13 protein-coding genes are annotated in these 17,932 nt (G+C 70.3%); 9 read left to right on the forward strand and 4 right to left on the reverse strand.

The genetic code is table 11. From position 1 onward, the window contains the following. Window positions 1-2: 2 nt before the first annotated feature. From nuoL to U9J66_RS19560, 4 genes are all read left to right on the forward strand, one after another. Window positions 3-1,949 (forward strand): NADH-quinone oxidoreductase subunit L, encoded by a 1,947-nt coding sequence (gene nuoL / locus U9J66_RS19545; RefSeq protein ID WP_014909731.1) that lies wholly within the window; start codon window positions 3-5, stop codon window positions 1,947-1,949. 1 nt (window position 1,950) lies between these two features. Next, window positions 1,951-3,615 carry an NADH-quinone oxidoreductase subunit M gene (locus U9J66_RS19550; protein ID WP_017535933.1) on the forward strand — a complete coding sequence of 555 codons (1,665 nt, stop codon included), beginning with the start codon at window positions 1,951-1,953 and terminating at the stop codon, window positions 3,613-3,615. Continuing rightward, window positions 3,612-5,276, forward strand: coding sequence for an NADH-quinone oxidoreductase subunit NuoN (nuoN, locus tag U9J66_RS19555; RefSeq protein WP_042282187.1), 1,665 nt, complete (start codon window positions 3,612-3,614; stop codon window positions 5,274-5,276). The genes U9J66_RS19550 and nuoN overlap by 4 nt, the downstream gene beginning before the upstream one ends. A 149-nt stretch (window positions 5,277-5,425) precedes the next feature. Then, a complete protein-coding gene (locus U9J66_RS19560; protein WP_014908875.1) occupies window positions 5,426-6,430 on the forward strand; it encodes a polyprenyl synthetase family protein in 1,005 nt (334 codons plus the stop codon). On the opposite strand, the gene U9J66_RS19565 is transcribed toward U9J66_RS19560, so the two are convergent. Further along, entirely contained in the window at window positions 6,406-6,918 is a 513-nt protein-coding gene (locus U9J66_RS19565; protein WP_326338336.1) for a hypothetical protein, read from the reverse strand. The two genes, U9J66_RS19560 and U9J66_RS19565, sit on opposite strands and share 25 nt — an antisense overlap. A gap of 134 nt (window positions 6,919-7,052) precedes the next feature. Between U9J66_RS19565 and U9J66_RS19570 the strand changes: the two genes are divergently transcribed. From U9J66_RS19570 to U9J66_RS19580, 3 genes are all read left to right on the forward strand, one after another. Beyond that, window positions 7,053-8,759 (forward strand): serine/threonine-protein kinase, encoded by a 1,707-nt coding sequence (locus U9J66_RS19570; protein ID WP_326338337.1) that lies wholly within the window; start codon window positions 7,053-7,055, stop codon window positions 8,757-8,759. Next, window positions 8,756-10,207, forward strand: coding sequence for a serine/threonine-protein kinase (locus U9J66_RS19575; protein WP_326338338.1), 1,452 nt, complete (start codon window positions 8,756-8,758; stop codon window positions 10,205-10,207). The genes U9J66_RS19570 and U9J66_RS19575 overlap by 4 nt, the downstream gene beginning before the upstream one ends. A gap of 98 nt (window positions 10,208-10,305) precedes the next feature. Then, the gene (locus U9J66_RS19580; RefSeq protein WP_326338340.1) at window positions 10,306-11,502 is read left to right on the forward strand and encodes an FAD-dependent monooxygenase; all 1,197 of its coding nucleotides are present in this window, start codon (window positions 10,306-10,308) and stop codon (window positions 11,500-11,502) included. Between the two features lie 67 nt (window positions 11,503-11,569). Here the strand turns inward: U9J66_RS19580 and U9J66_RS19585 are convergent, their stop codons facing one another. The 3 genes from U9J66_RS19585 to rarD all read right to left on the reverse strand — a co-directional run bounded on the left by U9J66_RS19585 (window position 11,570) and on the right by rarD (window position 14,889). Continuing rightward, on the reverse strand, window positions 11,570-12,790 hold the full coding sequence (locus U9J66_RS19585; protein ID WP_014908243.1) for a hypothetical protein: 1,221 nt from the start codon (window positions 12,788-12,790) through the stop codon (window positions 11,570-11,572). A 201-nt stretch (window positions 12,791-12,991) separates the two neighbouring features. Continuing rightward, window positions 12,992-13,825, reverse strand: coding sequence for a hypothetical protein (locus U9J66_RS19590; protein WP_326338342.1), 834 nt, complete (start codon window positions 13,823-13,825; stop codon window positions 12,992-12,994). A gap of 122 nt (window positions 13,826-13,947) precedes the next feature. Further along, on the reverse strand, window positions 13,948-14,889 hold the full coding sequence (gene rarD, locus U9J66_RS19595) for an EamA family transporter RarD (protein ID WP_014912749.1): 942 nt from the start codon (window positions 14,887-14,889) through the stop codon (window positions 13,948-13,950). A gap of 133 nt (window positions 14,890-15,022) precedes the next feature. Between rarD and msrA the strand changes: the two genes are divergently transcribed. Both msrA and U9J66_RS19605 read left to right on the forward strand, forming a co-directional pair. Further along, window positions 15,023-15,691: a peptide-methionine (S)-S-oxide reductase MsrA gene (gene msrA / locus U9J66_RS19600; RefSeq protein WP_161111191.1), complete on the forward strand. Its 669-nt coding sequence runs from the start codon at window positions 15,023-15,025 to the stop codon at window positions 15,689-15,691. A gap of 904 nt (window positions 15,692-16,595) precedes the next feature. Then, the gene (locus tag U9J66_RS19605) at window positions 16,596-17,873 is read left to right on the forward strand and encodes a styrene monooxygenase/indole monooxygenase family protein (RefSeq protein WP_326338343.1); all 1,278 of its coding nucleotides are present in this window, start codon (window positions 16,596-16,598) and stop codon (window positions 17,871-17,873) included. Window positions 17,874-17,932: the final 59 nt, after the last annotated feature.

The following is a 17,932-nucleotide window of genomic DNA, read 5'->3' on the forward strand; positions in this document are numbered from 1 at the left end:
CTGTGACACAACATCACGCGTACCTCGCCGCCGAACCCGTGGTGGCGACCGCGGCCGACAGCGCGGTGCTGTCGAACGCCTGGCTGCTGATCGCCCTGCCTCTGGTGGGCGCGGCGATCCTGCTCCTGGGCGGGCGGCGTACCAACGGTTGGGGGCCGCTGCTGGCCACCGCCCTCCCGGTGGCCTCCTTCGTCTGGGCCGTCCTGGTCCTGTTCGACCTGCTCGGCCGCTCCGGCGCCGAGCGTTCCGTCTCCGTTCCCGTCTACGAGTGGTTCGCGGTCGAGAGCTTCTCGGCGCGGATCGACCTCCTGATCGACCCGCTCTCGATCACCTTCGTCCTGCTGATCACCTTCGTGGGTTCGCTGATCCACGTGTACTCGCTCGGCTACATGGCCGAGGACCCGGAGAAGCGGCGCTTCTTCGCGTACCTCAACCTCTTCGTGGCCGCCATGCTGGTGCTGGTGCTCGCGGACAACTTCGTCCTGCTGTTCCTCGGCTGGGAGGCGGTGGGGCTCGCGTCCTACCTGCTGATCGGCTTCTGGCAGTACAAGCCCTCCGCGGCCACCGCCGCCAAGAAGGCGTTCCTGATCAACCGGGTCGGCGACATCGGCCTGCTCATCGCGATCATGATCATGTTCACCGTGCTCGGCGCGGTGAGCTTCAGCGACGTCTTCGCGGCCGTTCCGGGCGCGAGCGACGGCGTCCTACTGGCCATCGGGCTGCTGCTCCTGCTCGGCGCCTGCGGTAAGTCCGCCCAGCTCCCGCTCCAGGCCTGGCTCCTGGACGCCATGGAGGGCCCGACCCCGGTGTCGGCGCTCATCCACGCCGCCACCATGGTCACCGCCGGTGTGTACCTCATCGTGCGCGCCGGCCCGATCTTCGAGGGCGCCCCCGTCGCGCAGCTCGTGGTCATGACCGTCGGCGCCGCCACGATGCTGGCCGGCGGGATCATCGCCTCGGCCAAGGACGACATCAAGAAGTCCCTGGCCGGCTCCACGATGAGCCAGATCGGCATGATGGTGATGGCCGCCGGGCTCGGCCCGATCGGCTACGCCGCCGCCATCGCCCACCTGGTCACCCACGGCTTCTTCAAGGCCGGGCTGTTCCTCGGGGCCGGATCGGTCATGCACGGCATGAACGACGGCGTGGACATGCGCAGGTACGGCGGTCTGGCATCGAAGATGCCGATCACCTTCGCCACCTTCGGCCTCGGCTATCTGGCCATCATCGGCGTCCCGCTGCTGTCCGGCTGGTGGACCAAGGAGAGCATCATCTCCGCCACCTTCGGGTACGGCGGCACCGTCGGCCTGGTGTTCGGCTCCCTGGTCGTGCTGGGCGCCGCGCTCACCGCCTTCTACATGTCGCGGATGGTCTTCATGACCTTCCTCGGAAAGAAGCGCTGGGACGAGGGCGTGCACCCCCACGAGTCCCCGGTGAGCATGACCGCGCCCATGGTGGCGCTGTCCATCGGTTCGATCGCGCTCGGCGGGTTCCTGGTGGCGGGCGACCGCTTCGCCGCCTTCCTCCAGCCGGTCACCGGCGCCGAACTCCCGCACTTCACGGTCGGGCACGCCTTCACCTCGCCCTACGGGATCGCGGCGCTGGTCGTGCTGGTCCTCGGAGTGGCGCTCGCCTGGGCGATGTACCTGCGCAAGCCCGTACCGAGCACCGCGCCCAAGGGCAACCTCGTCACCGTCGCCGCCTCCAACGAGCTGTACGGCAACGAGATCAACGAAGGCCTGTTCATGCGTCCCGGGCAGGTGCTCACCAAGGTCCTGCTCGTCGTCGAGGACAAGGTCATCGACGGCGCGGTCAACGGGATCGGCACCGGCGTCCGCGACTCCTCCCAGGGGCTCGGCCGGACACAGACCGGGTTCGCCCGCACCTACGCGCTCACCATGCTCATCGGCGCCGTGATCGTCGCCGCGACGCTGGCTGTGAGGTTCTGACATGATCCCCTGGCTCACTCTCGCGATCGCGCTCCCCGCGATCGGCGCGATCGTCATCTGGGCGCTGCCACGCGTCAAGACGTCCGAGACGGCGACCACCGCGGCGCGCGCCGAGGCCTCGGCCTCCGGCGCCGCCGGTTCCGGGGGCACCGCCGTCAAGACCCGACCGGCCACCGGCACGGGGACGGCGGGCGCCGCCTCGGCGGAGACCGCCAAGCGCATCGCCCTGTTCTTCTCGGTGGCCACCCTCGCCCTGGTCGCGGCCATGGCGTGGAACTTCGACACCGCCGGAGCGGGGGGCCTCCAGTTCGAGGAGGTCTACCCGTGGATCCCCTACTTCGGGGTCCACTTCGCGCTGGGTGTGGACGGCATCGCCCTGGTGCTGATCCTCATGTCGGTGATCCTGGTCCCGCTGGTGGTCCTGGCCGCCTGGAACGAGCACTCCGACCGTGAGGACGGCGGCCGCGGCTACTTCGCCCTCATCCTCGCCCTCGAAGCGATGATGATCGGTGTCTTCGCCGCCACCGACGTCTTCCTGTTCTACGTGTTCTTCGAGGCCATGCTGATCCCGGTCTACTTCATGATCGGGCGCTACGGGCGCGGCGCCGACCGCGCCAAGGCCGCGATGAAGTTCCTGCTGTACAGCCTCGCCGGCGGCCTCATCATGCTGGTCGCGGTGATCGGCGTGTACGTCATCGGCGGCACCTTCCTGTGGAGCGAACTGACCGCGCCGGGCAGCCCGCTCGCCGCCGTCGACCCGGCCACCGCCCGCTGGCTCTTCCTCGGGTTCTTCATCGCCTTCGCGATCAAGGCCCCGATGTGGCCGGTGCACACCTGGCTGCCCGGCGCCGCCGGGTCCTCCAGCCCCGGCACGGCGGTCCTGCTGGTCGGCGTCCTGGACAAGGTCGGCACCTACGGGATGCTCCGGTTCTGCCTGGAGCTGTTCCCGGCCGCCGTGTCCTGGTTCGTGTGGCCGGTGGTGGCGCTGAGTCTGGTGAGCATCATCTACGGTGCGATCCTCGCGATCGGCCAGAGCGACATGATGCGGCTGGTCGCCTACACCTCGGTGTCCCACTTCGGGTTCATCACCCTGGGCATCTTCGCCCTGACGCCCCAGGCCCAGGCCGGCGCGGCCCTGTACATGGTCAACCACGGCTTCGCCACCGGCGCGCTCTTCCTCATCGTGGGCTTCCTCATCGCCCGCCGGGGCAGCTCCCGGATCGAGGACTTCGGCGGCGTCCAGAAGGTCGCGCCCAAGCTGGCCGGGGTCTTCCTGATCACCGGTCTGGCCGGACTGGCGCTCCCGGGTCTGGCCCCGTTCGTCAGCGAGTTCCTCGTGTTCGTCGGCGTGTACGCCTTCAACCCGATCCCGGCCGTCATCTCCGTGGTCGGCGTGGTCCTGGCGGCCCTCTACATCCTGTGGATGTACCAGCGCACCATGACCGGCCCCACCAAGGAGAGCCTCTCCGGCACGACGGACCTGTCCGCTCGTGAGACCTGGGCCGTGGCCCCGCTGATCGCGCTCATCATCGCGTTCGGCGTCTACCCGCAGCCCCTGCTCAACGTCATCAACCCCGCCGTCGAACGCACCGTGGAGATCGGGGCGGACACCGCCTCGACCACCGCGAACGCCGAGGGCGACACCGAGGAAGGAGACGAGGAGTGAACGCGCTCTACGTCGCCGACGGGGCGCCCCCGTCGCTCCCCGGCATCACCGAGGCGGCACCGACCCTGGACTGGTGGCTGCTGGCCCCCTACCTGGTGGTGTTCGGCGCCGGTGTGCTGGCGGTGCTGTTCGAGGCCTTCGTGCCCAAGAGGTCCCTGCGGCCGGTCCAGATCACCGTCGCCGCCGCGGCCCTGATCGCCGCGTTCACGTTGATCGTCCTCCAGGTGGAGACGGTCGGCGCCGGCGGAGCGATGATCGCGGGCGGCGTGCTCGCCGTGGACGGCACGGTGCTCTTCCTCCAGGGCACCATCGCCGTCCTGGCCCTGGTGTCCCTGATGCTCATCGCCGAGCGCCGTGACGGTCGCGACGCGTTCTCCGCGCAGGCCGCCACGGTCCCCGGCAGCGAGGAGGAGCGCAGGCACATCCTCGCCGGCTCCCAGCACACCGAGGTCTACCCGCTGGTGCTGTTCGCGGTCCTGGGCATGCTGATGTTCCCGGCCGCCAACGACTTCCTCACCATGTTCATCGCCCTCGAGGTGATGAGCCTGCCGCTGTACCTGCTGTGCGCCCTGGCCCGACGCCGTCGCCTGTTCTCGCAGGAGGCCGCGGTCAAGTACTTCCTGCTGGGCGCGTTCTCCTCGGCGTTCTTCCTGTTCGGGATCGCCATGGTCTACGGCTACGCGGGCTCGGTGAACTTCGCCGCGATCCGCGCCGCCGTGGAGTCGGGCGGGGCCGAGATCTTCGCCCAGGGCGACGGCGAGCCGCTGCTCATCATGGGCATCGGTCTGGTCGCGATCGGTCTGCTGTTCAAGGTCGGCGCCGTGCCCTTCCACAACTGGAAGCCGGACGTCTACCAGGGCGCCCCCACCCCGATCACCGCGCTGATGGCCTCCTGCACCCTGGTGGCCGCCTTCGGCGCGCTGCTGCGGGTGTTCTTCGTGCCCTTCGGCGGCTCCGTCGAGATCTGGGAGCCGATGCTGTGGACGGTCGCCATCCTCACGATGGTGGTCGCCGCCTTCATCGCGGTCACCCAGCGCGACGTCAAGCGACTGCTGGCCTACTCCTCGGTGGTGCACGCCGGTTTCATCCTCACCGCCGTGATCGCCTCCAGCACCGAGGGCCTCGCCGGCGCCATGTTCTACCTGGCCGCCTACGGTTTCACCACGCTGGGCGCGTTCGCCATCGTCACCCTGGTGCGCACCAGGGACGGCGGACAGGAGCTCGGCGACCTGGACGGCTGGGCCGGCCTGGGCCGCCGTTCGCCCGGTCTGGCCCTGGCCCTGTCGCTGTTCCTGCTGGCCTTCGCCGGTATCCCGCTCACCAGCGGCTTCATCGGCAAGTTCGCGGTGTTCGAGGCCGCGGTCGCCGCCGGGGCCACCCCGCTGGTGGTCGTCGGTGTGCTCAGCAGCGCGGTCACCGCCTTCTTCTACGTCCGGATCATCGTTGTGATGTTCTTCCGGGATTCGGAGGGTGAGGGGCCCACGGTGGCTCGCGCGGGCGTTCTCACCGGCGGTGTGATCACCGTGGGTGTCGCCGCCACACTGGCCCTCGGAATCTTCCCGGGGCCGGTCCTGGACAACCTCCTGCCGTCCTCGGAGACCGGCGGAGAGCCCGCCGCGGTGATGATCTACCAGGTCACCGACGGGGGGACGACCGACTGACTTTTCCACGGTCTCCGACCCGGGTGTGGCTTTGGACCTTCATTCCGGGTCGGATACCGTGGCAAGTCGGATCATGTTCATGTGCTGAGCGTGCGGTCCCCTCCTCCGGAGAGGCGTCCGCGCGCCCGTTCAACAGGTGGAGCTTTACGGTGAGCGGTGCTGTCCCGAGCGGGTTTCTCGCTCTCCCGAGAGTCGACCCGACCCTCGCCCGGGAGATCCAGGACGACCTGGAGAAGGTCGAGGAGCTCCTGCGGGAGTCGGTGCGGTCGAGCGATCCGTTGCTGACCGAGGCCGCCTCCCACCTGCTGGAGGCCGGAGGCAAGCGCTTCCGAGCCATGCTGGTCCTGCTCGCCGCCCGCTTCGGCGACCCCAAGGTGCCCGACCTCATCCCGGCGGCGGCCGTGGTCGAACTGACCCACGTGGCCACGCTCTACCACGACGACGTCATGGACGAGGCCGAGCTGCGCCGGGGCAAGCCCAGCGCCAACCAGCGCTGGGGCAACAGCGTCGCCATCCTCACCGGTGACTACGTGTTCGCCAAGGCCTCCATGATGTTGGCCGACCTGGGCACCGAGGCGGTCCGGCTCCAGGCCGAGACCTTCGCCCGCCTGGTCCAGGGCCAGATCCTGGAGACCTCCGGGCCCCGGGAGGGCGTCGACCCGCTCGACCACTACCTCGACGTCATCGACGACAAGACAGCCTCGCTGATCGCCTCCTCCGCGGAGTTCGGCGGCATGTTCGGCAAGGTCGACCCCGAGACGGTGAGCACCCTGACCCGCGCCTGCGACGCGCTGGGCATGGCCTTCCAGCTCGCCGACGACATCCTGGACGTGGCCAGCGAGAGCGCCGAGTCGGGCAAGACGCCCGGTACGGACCTGCGCGAGGGTGTTCTCACTCTGCCGATGTTCTACGCTCTGCGCTCCCAGGACCCGGCCGACGAGCGTCTGAGGTCGCTGCTGGGCCGTCCGCTGGACGACGCCGAGGCCGAGGAGGCGCTGACGCTGCTGCGTCCGCACCCGGCCATGACCGAGGCCGACGAGACCCTTCAGGGATGGGCCGACAAGGCCAGGGCCGAGCTGCGCACCCTCCCCGACATCCCGGCGAGGGACGCCTTCCTGGCCCTGTGCGACTACGTGGTGGAACGCTCCGGCTGAGCCTCACCGCACCGTGCTTCGAAGGGCCCCACCCGAGCGGGTGGGGCCCTTCGCGTGTGTTCGGACCTTGGGCAGGGGGAGCCGCAGTTCGAAGCGCGTCTCGGCGTAGTAGGACGGGCCGTGGACCGCGAGGTGGCTCCAGAGCTCTTCGCCGGCGTCGGGCACGACGGTTCCGGCCAGGGAGAGCACGGCGGCGGCACGTCGGTGCCCGCCCACAGGAGCAGGTCGGGTTCGGGGTCGGGGTGGTCCATCCCGGCCTCCAACGCGGCCAGGAACGGGACGGCCTCTTTCGAGAGCACGTCCAGACGCAGGGAGCGCAGTTGGGGATCGGGGGTGTCGAGGAGGGACAGGCCGGTGGCGATGTCACCGGCGCGAAGGAGGGGGAGGGCCGCGACGAGGTCGGGGTCGTGCCAGGTGGAGCCCCAGGTGACGCCGTACTTCCGTGCGAGGCGTTCTTCCCCGAGGGCGAGGAGCTTGCCGAGAACCATGTACCGCTTCTTGTGCCGGCCGAAGAGGATGAACACGACTTATGGGCTCAAAACGGCAACGGTTCCCGGGGAACCGATCGAGTGAGGACCGCATCCCACCGCACGGAGCCCGACCGTCTACCGAGAGTCCTTCCGTGAGCGCACCCACTCAGCAGAGCCGACGGATTCCCGGCCTGTCCCCCCTACGTCCCGACGACCCCGAACACGTCGGCCCCCACCGACTGATCGGACGGCTCGGCGCCGGTGGCATGGGAGTGGTGTACGGGGCCCTGGACCCGAACGGCGTCCCCGTCGCGGTCAAGACCGTGCACGCCCGACTGGCCGCCGACCGGGGCTTCCGGGCCCGCTTCGCCCGAGAGGTCGACCTCGTCTCCCGGGTCGACGGACTCTGTACCCCGCGCTTCCTCGGCGCCGACGTGGCCGGCGAGATCCCCTGGATGGCCACCGAGTACGTGCCGGGCCCCACCCTGAGACAGCGGGTCCAGGCTCGAGGTCCGCTGACCGGCGAGGTCCTCAGGGCCTTCGCGGTGGGGACCGCCGAGGCGCTGCGGGCCGTCCACGCCCAGGGGATCGTCCACCGCGACCTCAAACCGGCCAACGTGATCCTGGCCCCCGACGGGCCCAAGGTGCTGGACTTCGGAATCGCCCGGGCCTTGGGCGAGACCGTGGTGACCCGCACCGGTGGCCTGTTCGGCACCCCCGGATGGGTCGCGCCCGAACTGTACGCGGGGGCCGACCCCACCCCCGCCGCCGACCTCTTCGCCTGGGGGGCGATGGTCGTCTTCGCCGCGACCGGACGCGACCCCTTCGGCCAGGGGGAGGCCGACACCCTCGCCTACCGGGTGGCCCACGAGGAGCCCGACACCACCGGTGTCCCCGCCGAAGCGCTCCCCGTGGTCACGGCGGCCCTGGCCAAGGACCCGGCCTCGCGCCCCACCGCCGACCGGGCGATGGCCGAACTGGTGGGCGCGGATCCGACGGTCCGGAACACACGGGTGCTGCTCGACGCCTCCTGGAAGGCCGGGCCACGTCCCGACCTGTCCGTCTGGGGCGAAGGGCCGATCCGCCGGAGCCCGACGCCCCGGAAGAGGGGGCGGGGGTTCCTCGTCGCCGTCGCCGCCGTGACGGCCCTGGGCCTGGTGGCCGGTGGGGCGTGGTGGGCCGGCAGCAGATCGAACCCGGACGTCGGGGGAGCGGAGGACCCGGTCGCCGAGGCCGAGGATCCCGCCGAGGTACCGGACCACAGTGGCATCAACGTGCTGTCGGGCTCCTACGAGGAGCTCACCGGTGTGGTGGGCCTCTCCGCCACGGTGGCCGACACGGTCCGGCTCTACAGGATGGAGCCCGGCCCGCCCGGAACGGCCATCACCGAAGAGGGCGAGATCATCGGGGCCATCACGCTGAGCGCCCGCCGCGAGGGCAACGACGTCGTGGTGCGGGGCGAGGGCGTCTACGGAGGCGACGCGGGCGACATGGTCCTGCACAGCCGGGACGTCAGGGCCGACGTCCTCCCGCCCGGCTTCCTCGGCGGGGACATGGACACGGATGAGATCCAGGTGTTCACACCCGAGGAGGACGGGGTCCTGCTCGTGTTGAGTCCCGACCACACCAGGGACGAGTTCGAGGTGACCTTCGAGGGGCTCCCCGATCGGAGCGCGCTCAACATCGGGATCCCGGGGGAGTACCTGAACGGGGTGGAGTCCTACTTCGCGGACAGTACGCGGCAGGAGGTCGTGGGTATCGCCGCCGAGAAGTGCCTGGCGTCCGACGCCCCCGAAGGGGAGACGATCAGCCCGCTCCACCAGGCCGGAGACTGCGACCCCGCCTGGTTCACCGGATGAGCGGGCCGACGAGGGTGGGCCCCTACCGGGTGCTGGAACGGTTGGGCTCCGGTGGAATGGGCACGGTGTACCGGGCCCGGAGCGGCGGTCGCGACGTCGCGGTCAAGACCGTGCACGCCGAGTTCGCCGGATCGAGGGAGTTCCGTGAGCGCTTCCGCCAGGAGGTCCACCTGGTCCGCCGGGTGCGCAGCGCGCACGTACCGCGTTTCGTCGGCGCCGACACCGAGGCGCCGGTCCCGTGGCTGGTCACGGAGCTGGTGCGGGGCGCGTCCCTCGACCGGATCATCGGCTCGGGGCCGCTGACCGGTGGGAGGGCGGCCGTTCTGGCCACCGGGGTCCTGGCGGCGCTGCGGGACCTGCACGCCCAAGGGGTGATGCACCGCGACCTGAAACCGGGGAACGTGCTCCTGGGTCCCGACGGGCCCCGAGTGGTGGACTTCGGGATCGCCCGGGCCCTCGACGGGACCGCGCTGACCAGGACCGGAGGGGTGGTGGGCTCCTCCGGGTGGATCGCCCCGGAACGCCATGTCCACGGCCTCTCCACACCGGCTGCCGACGTGTTCGCCTGGGGCGCCCTCGTGGCGTACGCGACGACGGGACGGCCGCCCTTCGGGCGAGGTGCCCCTCAGGTCGTGACCGCCCGGGTCCTGGGCGCCGAGCCCGATCTGGACGGTGTCCCCGAGTCCCTGCGTCCGTTGGTCGAGGCGGCGCTCGTCAAGGAGGTCGACCGGCGCCCGGACGCGGCGTGGCTGTTGGAACGACTGCTGGAGCACGATCCGGCGGCGCGAAGGTGGCTCGCCGCGCGCCCGAGGCCCCGACGGTGGCGGCGCGGACCGATCGTCGCGGCGGGGGCGATGGCGGTGGTGCTGGCGGCGACCGCGGGGCTCGTGGCGGCCCGGCCGTGGGTGGACACCGGGGCCGAGACGGAACCGGAGGCCCTCACCGAGGGGACCTCCGAGGTCGGGGGGACGACCACGGATCCGTTCGCCGAGGCGGCGCGGGATCGGGGGTCCAACATCGGATACGTGGTGGAGGCCGCGGCCATCGTCGACCTGGGGACCCGGGGGTGGGACGAGGACGTGGACCGCGGTCCCCACGGCAGGTTCGTCCTGGACCCGGGGCCCGCGAGCTCGTCCATGACCGTCGAGGGGATGGAGGTCCGGGACGAGGGGGTCGCCATGACGTTCGCGGCCGCCCGAGGGAACGGTCCGGTCATCGACGGCGCGTGGTTCACGGTGGTCTCTCCGGAGGGGGAGGTCGTGCCCGCGTCGGAGGAGGGCGCCTTCGGGGAGCGGGGACGTCTCGTCTTCGAGGGGGCGCCGGAGCGAGGGCTCCTCGTCCTGACCTCCCCCGACCATGAGGAGGACGTTCGGGGCCACCCGCCGGTCGGGATCTGTTACGACCTCGCGGACGGCATCTTCTCCACGGTCTACGAGGACTGCTCCTGACCGGAACGCGGTGCCTCTCGCCGTGATGGCCTCGCCGTCGGTGATTCGAACGTACGTACAATATGAAAAAAGCGTCGTTCATTTCTCGGGAGGTCGATATGTCCGGACCGCGTGTCCTGATATCGGGGGGAGGGATCGCCGGCCCGGCGCTCGCGCACCTGCTGCGCGCGTACGGCTTCCGACCCACCATCGTGGAGCGTGCTCCGGAGGTTCGCGCCGGAGGCCACGGTATCCAGATCGACGGGGTCGGGATCGACGCCCTGAGACGGATCGGCGTCCTCGACGAGGCCAGGAGGGCGGGCGGCCCCACACCCGACGAGATCCACCTCGACTACGGAGGGCACCGGCTGGTGATGCCCAACGGGGCTCCGCGGCTCTCCGACGAGACAGGGCTGATGATCCGACGCGGAGACCTGGCCGAACTCCTGTACCGGCACGTGCGAGACGACGTGGAGTACCTGTTCGACGACACGGTCACCGGGCTCCGGGAGACGGAGGAAGGCATCCTCGTCGATTTCGAGAACCGGCCCTCACGCGACTTCGACCTCGTCGTCGGAGCCGACGGAGCCCACTCCGGCGTGCGTTCCCTGGTCTTCGGCCCCGAAGAGCGCTTCCTCCACTACAAGGGCACCAATATCGCCCTCTTCGACATCGAGAATCACCTGGGACCCGTACGCCACATGATCGGACGGGCACGAGCCCGACGCGGGACACTCCTCCAGCCCACCCCCGACACCGAGCTGCTGGAGTGCTTCCTCCTCACCCGCGACCCCGAACCCCTGACCGACGTGGAGGGCCACCGGGCACTGCTCCGGAAACGTTTCGAGAGGGACGGCGAGGAGACGAGGCGTCTGCTGGAGGCCATGGAGCACGCCCGCACGACGTACACGACCCCCTCGGCGCAGGTCCGCATGGACTCCTGGAGCCTGGGCCGAACGGTCCTCCTGGGGGACGCGGGCCACGCGCTCGAACCGATGACCACTCAGGGAGGCTCCCTCGCCCTCACGGGCGCGTGCGTCCTCGGCGGAGAGCTCGCCAAGGCACGCGGCGACCACCGGGTCGCCTTTCCCGCCTATGAACGGGCGATGCGCGGTCTGGTCGACGCCAACATCCTCACGTCCCAAGCGAACGGCGAGATCTTCGTCCCGAGTTCCGGGGTGATCGGAACGTACGTACGGTCCTGGCTCCTGGACGGGGCCTCCCGGCTGGGACAGAGGATGAGGCCGTCGGTGGAGCAGAGGAAGGCCTACAACCTCCCCTTGGACGAGCATCTCCCCGCCGGGGCCGGTGCGTGATCCCCTCCGAGGACGAGGGACGGCGCCGCCCCGAAGGGGACGGCGCCGTCGATGAGGCGTATGTGGGCTAGCTGATCACGGGGAGGGCCTCGGAACCGGGCAGGTCCATGAAGGTGGGGTGCTGGGTCATGCCCTCGGGGGTCTCGGGCTCGACGGTGCCGCCCTCGATCGACACCAGGTCGCTGGTGTCGATGTCGTTGAGCAGGTCGGTGCCGCGGCTCAGCCCGGCGACCAGGTCCTCGACGGTGGTGGTGTCCACGCCCTCGGCGACCTGGGGCAGCTCGTTGTCGGCCAGGGGCCCGTTGAGGCTCACCGAGTCGGAGAGGCCGTTCGAGGAGACCCCGTCGACCACCGCGCCGGTCAGGTCGGTCAGGGCCGGGGCCTCGGGGGAGCTCTGGGGCACGACGGCCGGGGCGTCGTCCCAGGCGCGGTTGCCCACCATGCCCAGGACCTCCTCCTCGCCGAGGCTGACGTAGTTGTCCTGAGTCAACTCGGTGGACTCCACGACGTCCTGGATCCGCTTGGGCGTCTCCACACCGAAGCCGGCGGCCAGGTCCCACACGTTGGGCGCGGTCGGGATCGAGCCCTCCGTGTGGCTCATCCGCTCGGTGGCGCCCTCCACCGGAAGCTCCAGGCTGTTGCCGCCGGTCAGATCGGTCACCGAGCCCAGGTCGGTCACCTCGGTGAGCGAGGGGGCCTCGGACAGCTCGGGCAGTCGGGCGGAGTCGGTCGAGGGGAGCCGGAGGTCGCCCGCCTCGGGCAGGGTGAGCACCTCGTCGCGCAGCTCGGCCACGGCCACCACCGTGTGCGGCAGCACCTCGTTCGCGGACTGCTCGAACCGGTCTCCGGCGCCCTTGGCGGTGGACTCCAGGGACGCGCCCGCGTCCTGCGCGGTGGACTCCAGGGCCGCCCCCGCCGTGTGACCGATGGTGTCGTGCGGGTTCCCGTCCATGCCGGTGGCGCTACGGGTCTCGGAGAGCGTGTTCGCCAGAGGGGAGTCCGGCAGGGCGGCGCCCAGGTCGGGGGCGCCGCGGCCGGGGTCGTTGGCGCTGGCCTGGAGCTCCTCCAGGGTGGCCCCGGCGATGGGGGTGACGCCCTCGGGGGCGATCTTGTTCACGGTCGGCGCGACGCCCTTGACGAGCGCCTGCTCGGCGAGCGGGGAGACCACGTCGTTCAGCGGCGCCTGGAGCCCCTCGGCTCCGGCGACACCGGAACCGAGGGCCACGAACCCGGCCGCTCCGGCGGCGAGGAGGATGGTTCGGGCGGAGAGGCGTCGGGTCTTGGTCATGGGGTTCCTTCCCTCGTGAAGCCATGTGTTGACGGGACGGCCGCGCCGTCGTGGGGACGGCGGCCTTGCGGAGCCGGGTGGACCACCGGCTGACGTGAATCACGTGAACGACGGCACGGGACTCAGGTCAGCTCCCAGGAAGAAGAAGGACGTGCTGGGAACGGGTCCGGGGCGCGCGTGAAGGCGCGCTCGGTCCGTTCGCTAGTCGGGCGAGACCGTGGGGTCGTCGGCCGGGTCGGTCGGGCCGGCGTGCGGCGCGCGGGACCCGATGAGCACGGCGGTGGAGTCCGGGCCGGGCAGGGTGGCGGAGGCCAGGTAGCCGGCGACGGCGGCGGCCGGGGCGGGACCTCCGGTGGAGGGTGCCGGGGAACCGGTGGTGCCCTGGGCACGGTGCGGCTCGGCGACCGGTTCGACGTCGGTGTCGTCGTCGACGGTGGCGTTCTCGCCCGGGACCTCGTTCGCTCCGCCGGAGACCGGGGCGGACGTGATCCGCTCCGTGGGAGGCACGGAGTCGAGAGGGGCCTCGGTCTCCTGGATCTCCCGGGAGGGGCGAGGGCCCTCCTCGTCGGCGGCCTCGTCCTTCGGGGCCTCGACCATGTCGGGGCTCGTGGTGGTCGTCTCGCGGACGGACGGCGTGGGGAGCGGACCGAGTTCGGTCGCCTCCTCACGGACGCGGTCGACCTCGGTGAAGACCCCGCGTACCTCGCCGCGGAACTCGGAGACGGAGGGCTCGGGGAGGATCGTGGCGGTGGCCGCGGCCTCGCCGGTGCCCTCTTCCAGCCGTTGGTGGACGGTGCCGAGGGTGTCGGTCACCGGCGCGGCGACCTCCTCGACCCGTTCGAGCGTCCGGCCCTGGCCCAACCCCTGGAGGGGCTCCGAAGCGCTCAGGGCGTCGGCCTGCGCGGGCGCCGCCGACAGCCACAACACGGTCAGGAAGGCGCCGAGCAACAGGGGAAGGCCGATGAAGGAGGGCGGGGCCGCGCACACGGCCGACGCGGCACGGAGCGTGCCGGGGCGGCTGATGCGAGGCTTCACTGAGGCCCTCCGAGACATACGACCGGGGAGGGGCGGGGTAAGGGAACCCGACGCCCACGACCAGACGTTAGCACAGAGTCACTGAGGGTAGTTTCGGTTCGCCGGAACCGAGAACGCCGAGTTCAGCCCTGTCGGGAGACCGGAGGTTCCTCGACGACCTCTGCGACCGATGCCCGGGCGGCCGATCGGCGACGGGCGTTGCGGACCTGGTCGTAGACGAAGACGCACACCGCCAGCCACACGAACCCGAAACCGATCCACCGGCTCAGGGGCATCTCCTCCCCTTGGAGCAGCCAACCGATCAGGAACATCATCGTCGGGGCGATGAACTGGAGCATGCCGATGATGCTCAACGGCACCCGGCGGGCGGCCACCCCGAACAGCAGCAACGGCAGGGCCGTCACGAAACCGCCGCCCACCAACAGGGCCGTGTGCGCGGGGGAGACCGAGAAGGCGGTGCCCGCCCCGGTCGCCTCCAGGTACACCACGTAGCCCAGGGCCGGCAGGAACATGATGAGGGTCTCGACGGTCAGGCTCTGCATCCCGTCCAGGTTCACGTACTTCTTCACCGCGGCGTAGGAGGCGAAGGAGCTCGCCATCAGAAGGGAGAGCCAGGGGGTGGACCCGTAGGCCACCGTCATCACCAGTACGGCGGCCAGGCCCAGGGCGATCGCGATCCACTGGGTGCGGCGCAGGCGCTCGGAGAAGAACACGACACCCATGCCGACGGTCATCAGGGGGTTGATGAAGTAGGCCAACGAGGCCTGGAGGGTCTGGGTGATGGAGACCGCGTAGATGAACCCCCACCAGTTCAGCGAGATGAGGACGGCGGCCGCGGCGACCAACAGCAGCTTGCGCGGATCCCTGAGCAGGGCCGGCAGCCACGACCAGCCCCGACGGGCCAGGAGGAGGAAGACGCACATCGCGAGTAGGGCCCACACCATGCGGTGGGCGAGGATCTCGGCCGGGGCGGAGGCCGAGAGGAAGGGCCAGTAGAGGGCGGCGAAGCCCCAGAGGAGGAAGGCGCCGGCCCCGAGGGCGACGCCGCGATTGGATTCCGGCACAAAGGCAATCGTAGGACGAATCCCCGCATCTGTCGCTGTTTTTATCGTGCGTATGCGAGGGACTTCGGGTGGATCGTCCACAGGGGCGCGCACGGCTCTGGGAACCCCTGGACGAGGCGGATAGCCTGGAGACATGTTCGGTAGAAAGACGACCATGGTCGACCCCGCCCGCGCCCTGCCGGGGCGGGAGACCCCGATCGAGCCTCCCTTCGGTCACACCGTGTTGGGCACCGCCCTGACCCCGCCCTACCCGGACGGGTCCGAGATCGCGGATCTGGGCATGGGCTGTTTCTGGGGAGCCGAGCGCGTGTTCTGGCGGCTGGGGGCCGAGAAGGGCGTCATCACCACCGCCGTGGGCTACGCCGGCGGGTTCACGCCCAACCCCACCTACGAGGAGGTGTGTTCGGGACTGACCGGGCACACCGAGGTCGTGCGCGTGGTCTTCGACCCTGAGCTCATCTCCTACGCGGAGATCCTCAAGATCTTCTGGGAGGGGCACGACCCGACGCAGGGCATGCGGCAGGGCAACGACGTGGGCAGCCAGTACCGGTCCGCGATCTACTACCACTCCGAGGCCCAGCGGGAGACCGCCGAGGCCACCCGCGACGCCTTCCAGCCGGTGTTGACGCGTTCCGGCTACGGGGAGATCACCACGGAGATCGCGCCGCTCCGGGACTTCTACTTCGCCGAGGACTACCACCAGCAGTACCTGTCCGACGCCAAGAACCCCAACGGCTACTGCGGTATCGGCGGGACCGGCGCGAGCTGCCCGATCGGCGTGGCCTCCACGGGCGACGAGTAGACCGCGAAGCCCGACCGACGCGAGCCCCGGTCCCGCCCCACCCGGGGTGTGGGCCCGGGGCTCGCGTCGTGGAGTGGCGGGGGAGCCATGTCGTGTCTCCCGGACCGCCACCGAGGTGGTCGGCCCCCGTTCGACCGGAGGTCGTGAAAGGCGAAGTGGGCCGTGACGAGGAACGTCCTCCGATGATTCCGCCATGGGACCTCCCCGATTCCTCCGTTTCGCCGGCGGCCGGGGATAGGGGCGTTCCGCGATCCTCGTTTATGAAGTAGTCGGACGTCGGAGTAGGTGTTTTCGGCGTCCCGGGGTTCTTGAGGTCGCGTTCACTCCGGATTGGGCGGGCGGCCACGTTCTGGAGATACCGAAGGGCGCGCGGGTCACCTCCGTGGACGACTCGAACCTCTCGGGTGTGCCACCACCAGGGCTTTTCGGTCCATGCCTCTGGGTTCATAAAGAGGATTAGGTGAGGTCCGAAAACCTTCGACCTGTCTAAGCAGGCATTTCTCCAGAAGAAACTCACATTGCGCTATCGACGCCTCACGCGGGAGGTGTCCTCTTTATCACTCTTCGGAGAGATCCCGGCAACCCAATAGGTGTTATAGGTGATTTCAGGGCACAGTAGTCACATGCGCAACTCCTTTCCCTCATGGAGGTCCGCCGCTCCGGCGCGGGCTGCCGCGCCACCCGGCCTCACGGGCCGTCGACCACGCTCTGGTCCCGGTCGAGAACGGAACCGGGCCGCGGTCGGGGTGGCGCACACCCCCCGTCCCGAACGGACGCGGCCCCGCCCGGGCCGGATCGGTCGAACTTCGCACGTGGACGAGATCCACTTCGCGGACACCCGTTCCCGCCCGGCCGCGCACACGACTCTGACCCGGTTGCCGCGTATCACCCTGGAGAAGCCCTCATGAAGAAGATCCTGATCGTCGGAGCCAGCAGCTCGGGGCTGATATTGGCCCACCAGCTGCTGAGGGCCGGTTATGACGTCACCGTCATCAACTCGCCCGCGTCGGGGGAGATCCGTACCGGTCCCCTGCCCCTGTTCCAGTTCACCCTGGGAGAGGCGGTCGCGCGGGAACGGGCCCTGGACCTGACGATGTGGGAGGGCATGGCCCCGCACATCACCGGCGTGGACCTGCTCCTGCACCCGCCGCAGGGGGACCCCGCCGCCGTGCGCGGCCGGTTCGCCGCCCCCGGTGTGTCGGTGGACCACCGGATCAAGATGGCCGACTGGCTGGAGTCCTTCGAGGACCGCGGCGGCAAGGTCGTGATCCACGGGGTGACCGTGACCGACCTGGACTACTTCACCCGTATGTTCCACCTGATCGTGGTCGCCGTCGGCGGCGGCGAACTGGGGCAGTTGTTCGACCACAACTCCGACATCGCCCGCGCCAAGGAGCGGACGGTGGCCCAGGTCCTCATCGACGACGTGCCGCCCGGACCGTACGCCTCGTCCGGTGGCGACCTGGCCCTGGTCGGGTCGGCCCGCGAGGTGCGCGGGATCCTCGCTCCGGTGCTGACCACCCAGGGCGAGTGCCACATCCTCCAGCTGGTCTCCAACCCCGGCGGCCCGATGGACTCATGGCCGGACCGCCCCGGCCCCGACGAGCAGCTGCGTCGGGCCAAGGAGATCGTCGGCCGTTACTTCCCCGACATGTACGAGCGCATCGTGCACGCCCAGCTGATCGGCGAGCGCAGCACCAGCACGCATCGGATCAGCCCGCACGCGCGACGGGCCATCGCCCAGCTCCCCTCCGGCGGGCACGTCCTCGGTCTGGGCGACATGGTGGTGACCACCGACCCCATGGCCGCTCAGGAGTCGAACCTGTCGGTGCACAGCGCCCAGCACTACTACAAGCGCATCCTCGGCCACGGAGACCAGGGGTTCACCCCGGAGTGGATGCAGGAGACCTTCGACGGCTTCTGGTCGGGGCAGGACAGCGCGCACACCGGTATGGGAGCGGCGGCCTCGGGGCTGTCGGAGATGTTGGACGGAATGTGGGAGCCCGACGCGCCCGCCCACGTGGGCGAGGTGTTCGGCGCCGCCACCTTCCACCAGCCGGTCGCCGACCGGATCATCGAGGGTCTGGCCGACCCGCGCTCCTACGCCGAGTGGTTGATGGACCCCGAACAGGCCCGCGCCTACCTGGCCTCGGTCCTGCCTCAGGCGCTCCCCGTCTCCTGAACCCTTCGAACCCACCCGATCCCTTCCCCACCCCTTTCATCCCCTATCCAGTCATTGGA

Source organism: Nocardiopsis sp. LDBS1602, assembly GCF_035818715.1.
GTDB classification, from domain to species: domain Bacteria; phylum Actinomycetota; class Actinomycetes; order Streptosporangiales; family Streptosporangiaceae; genus Nocardiopsis; species Nocardiopsis alba.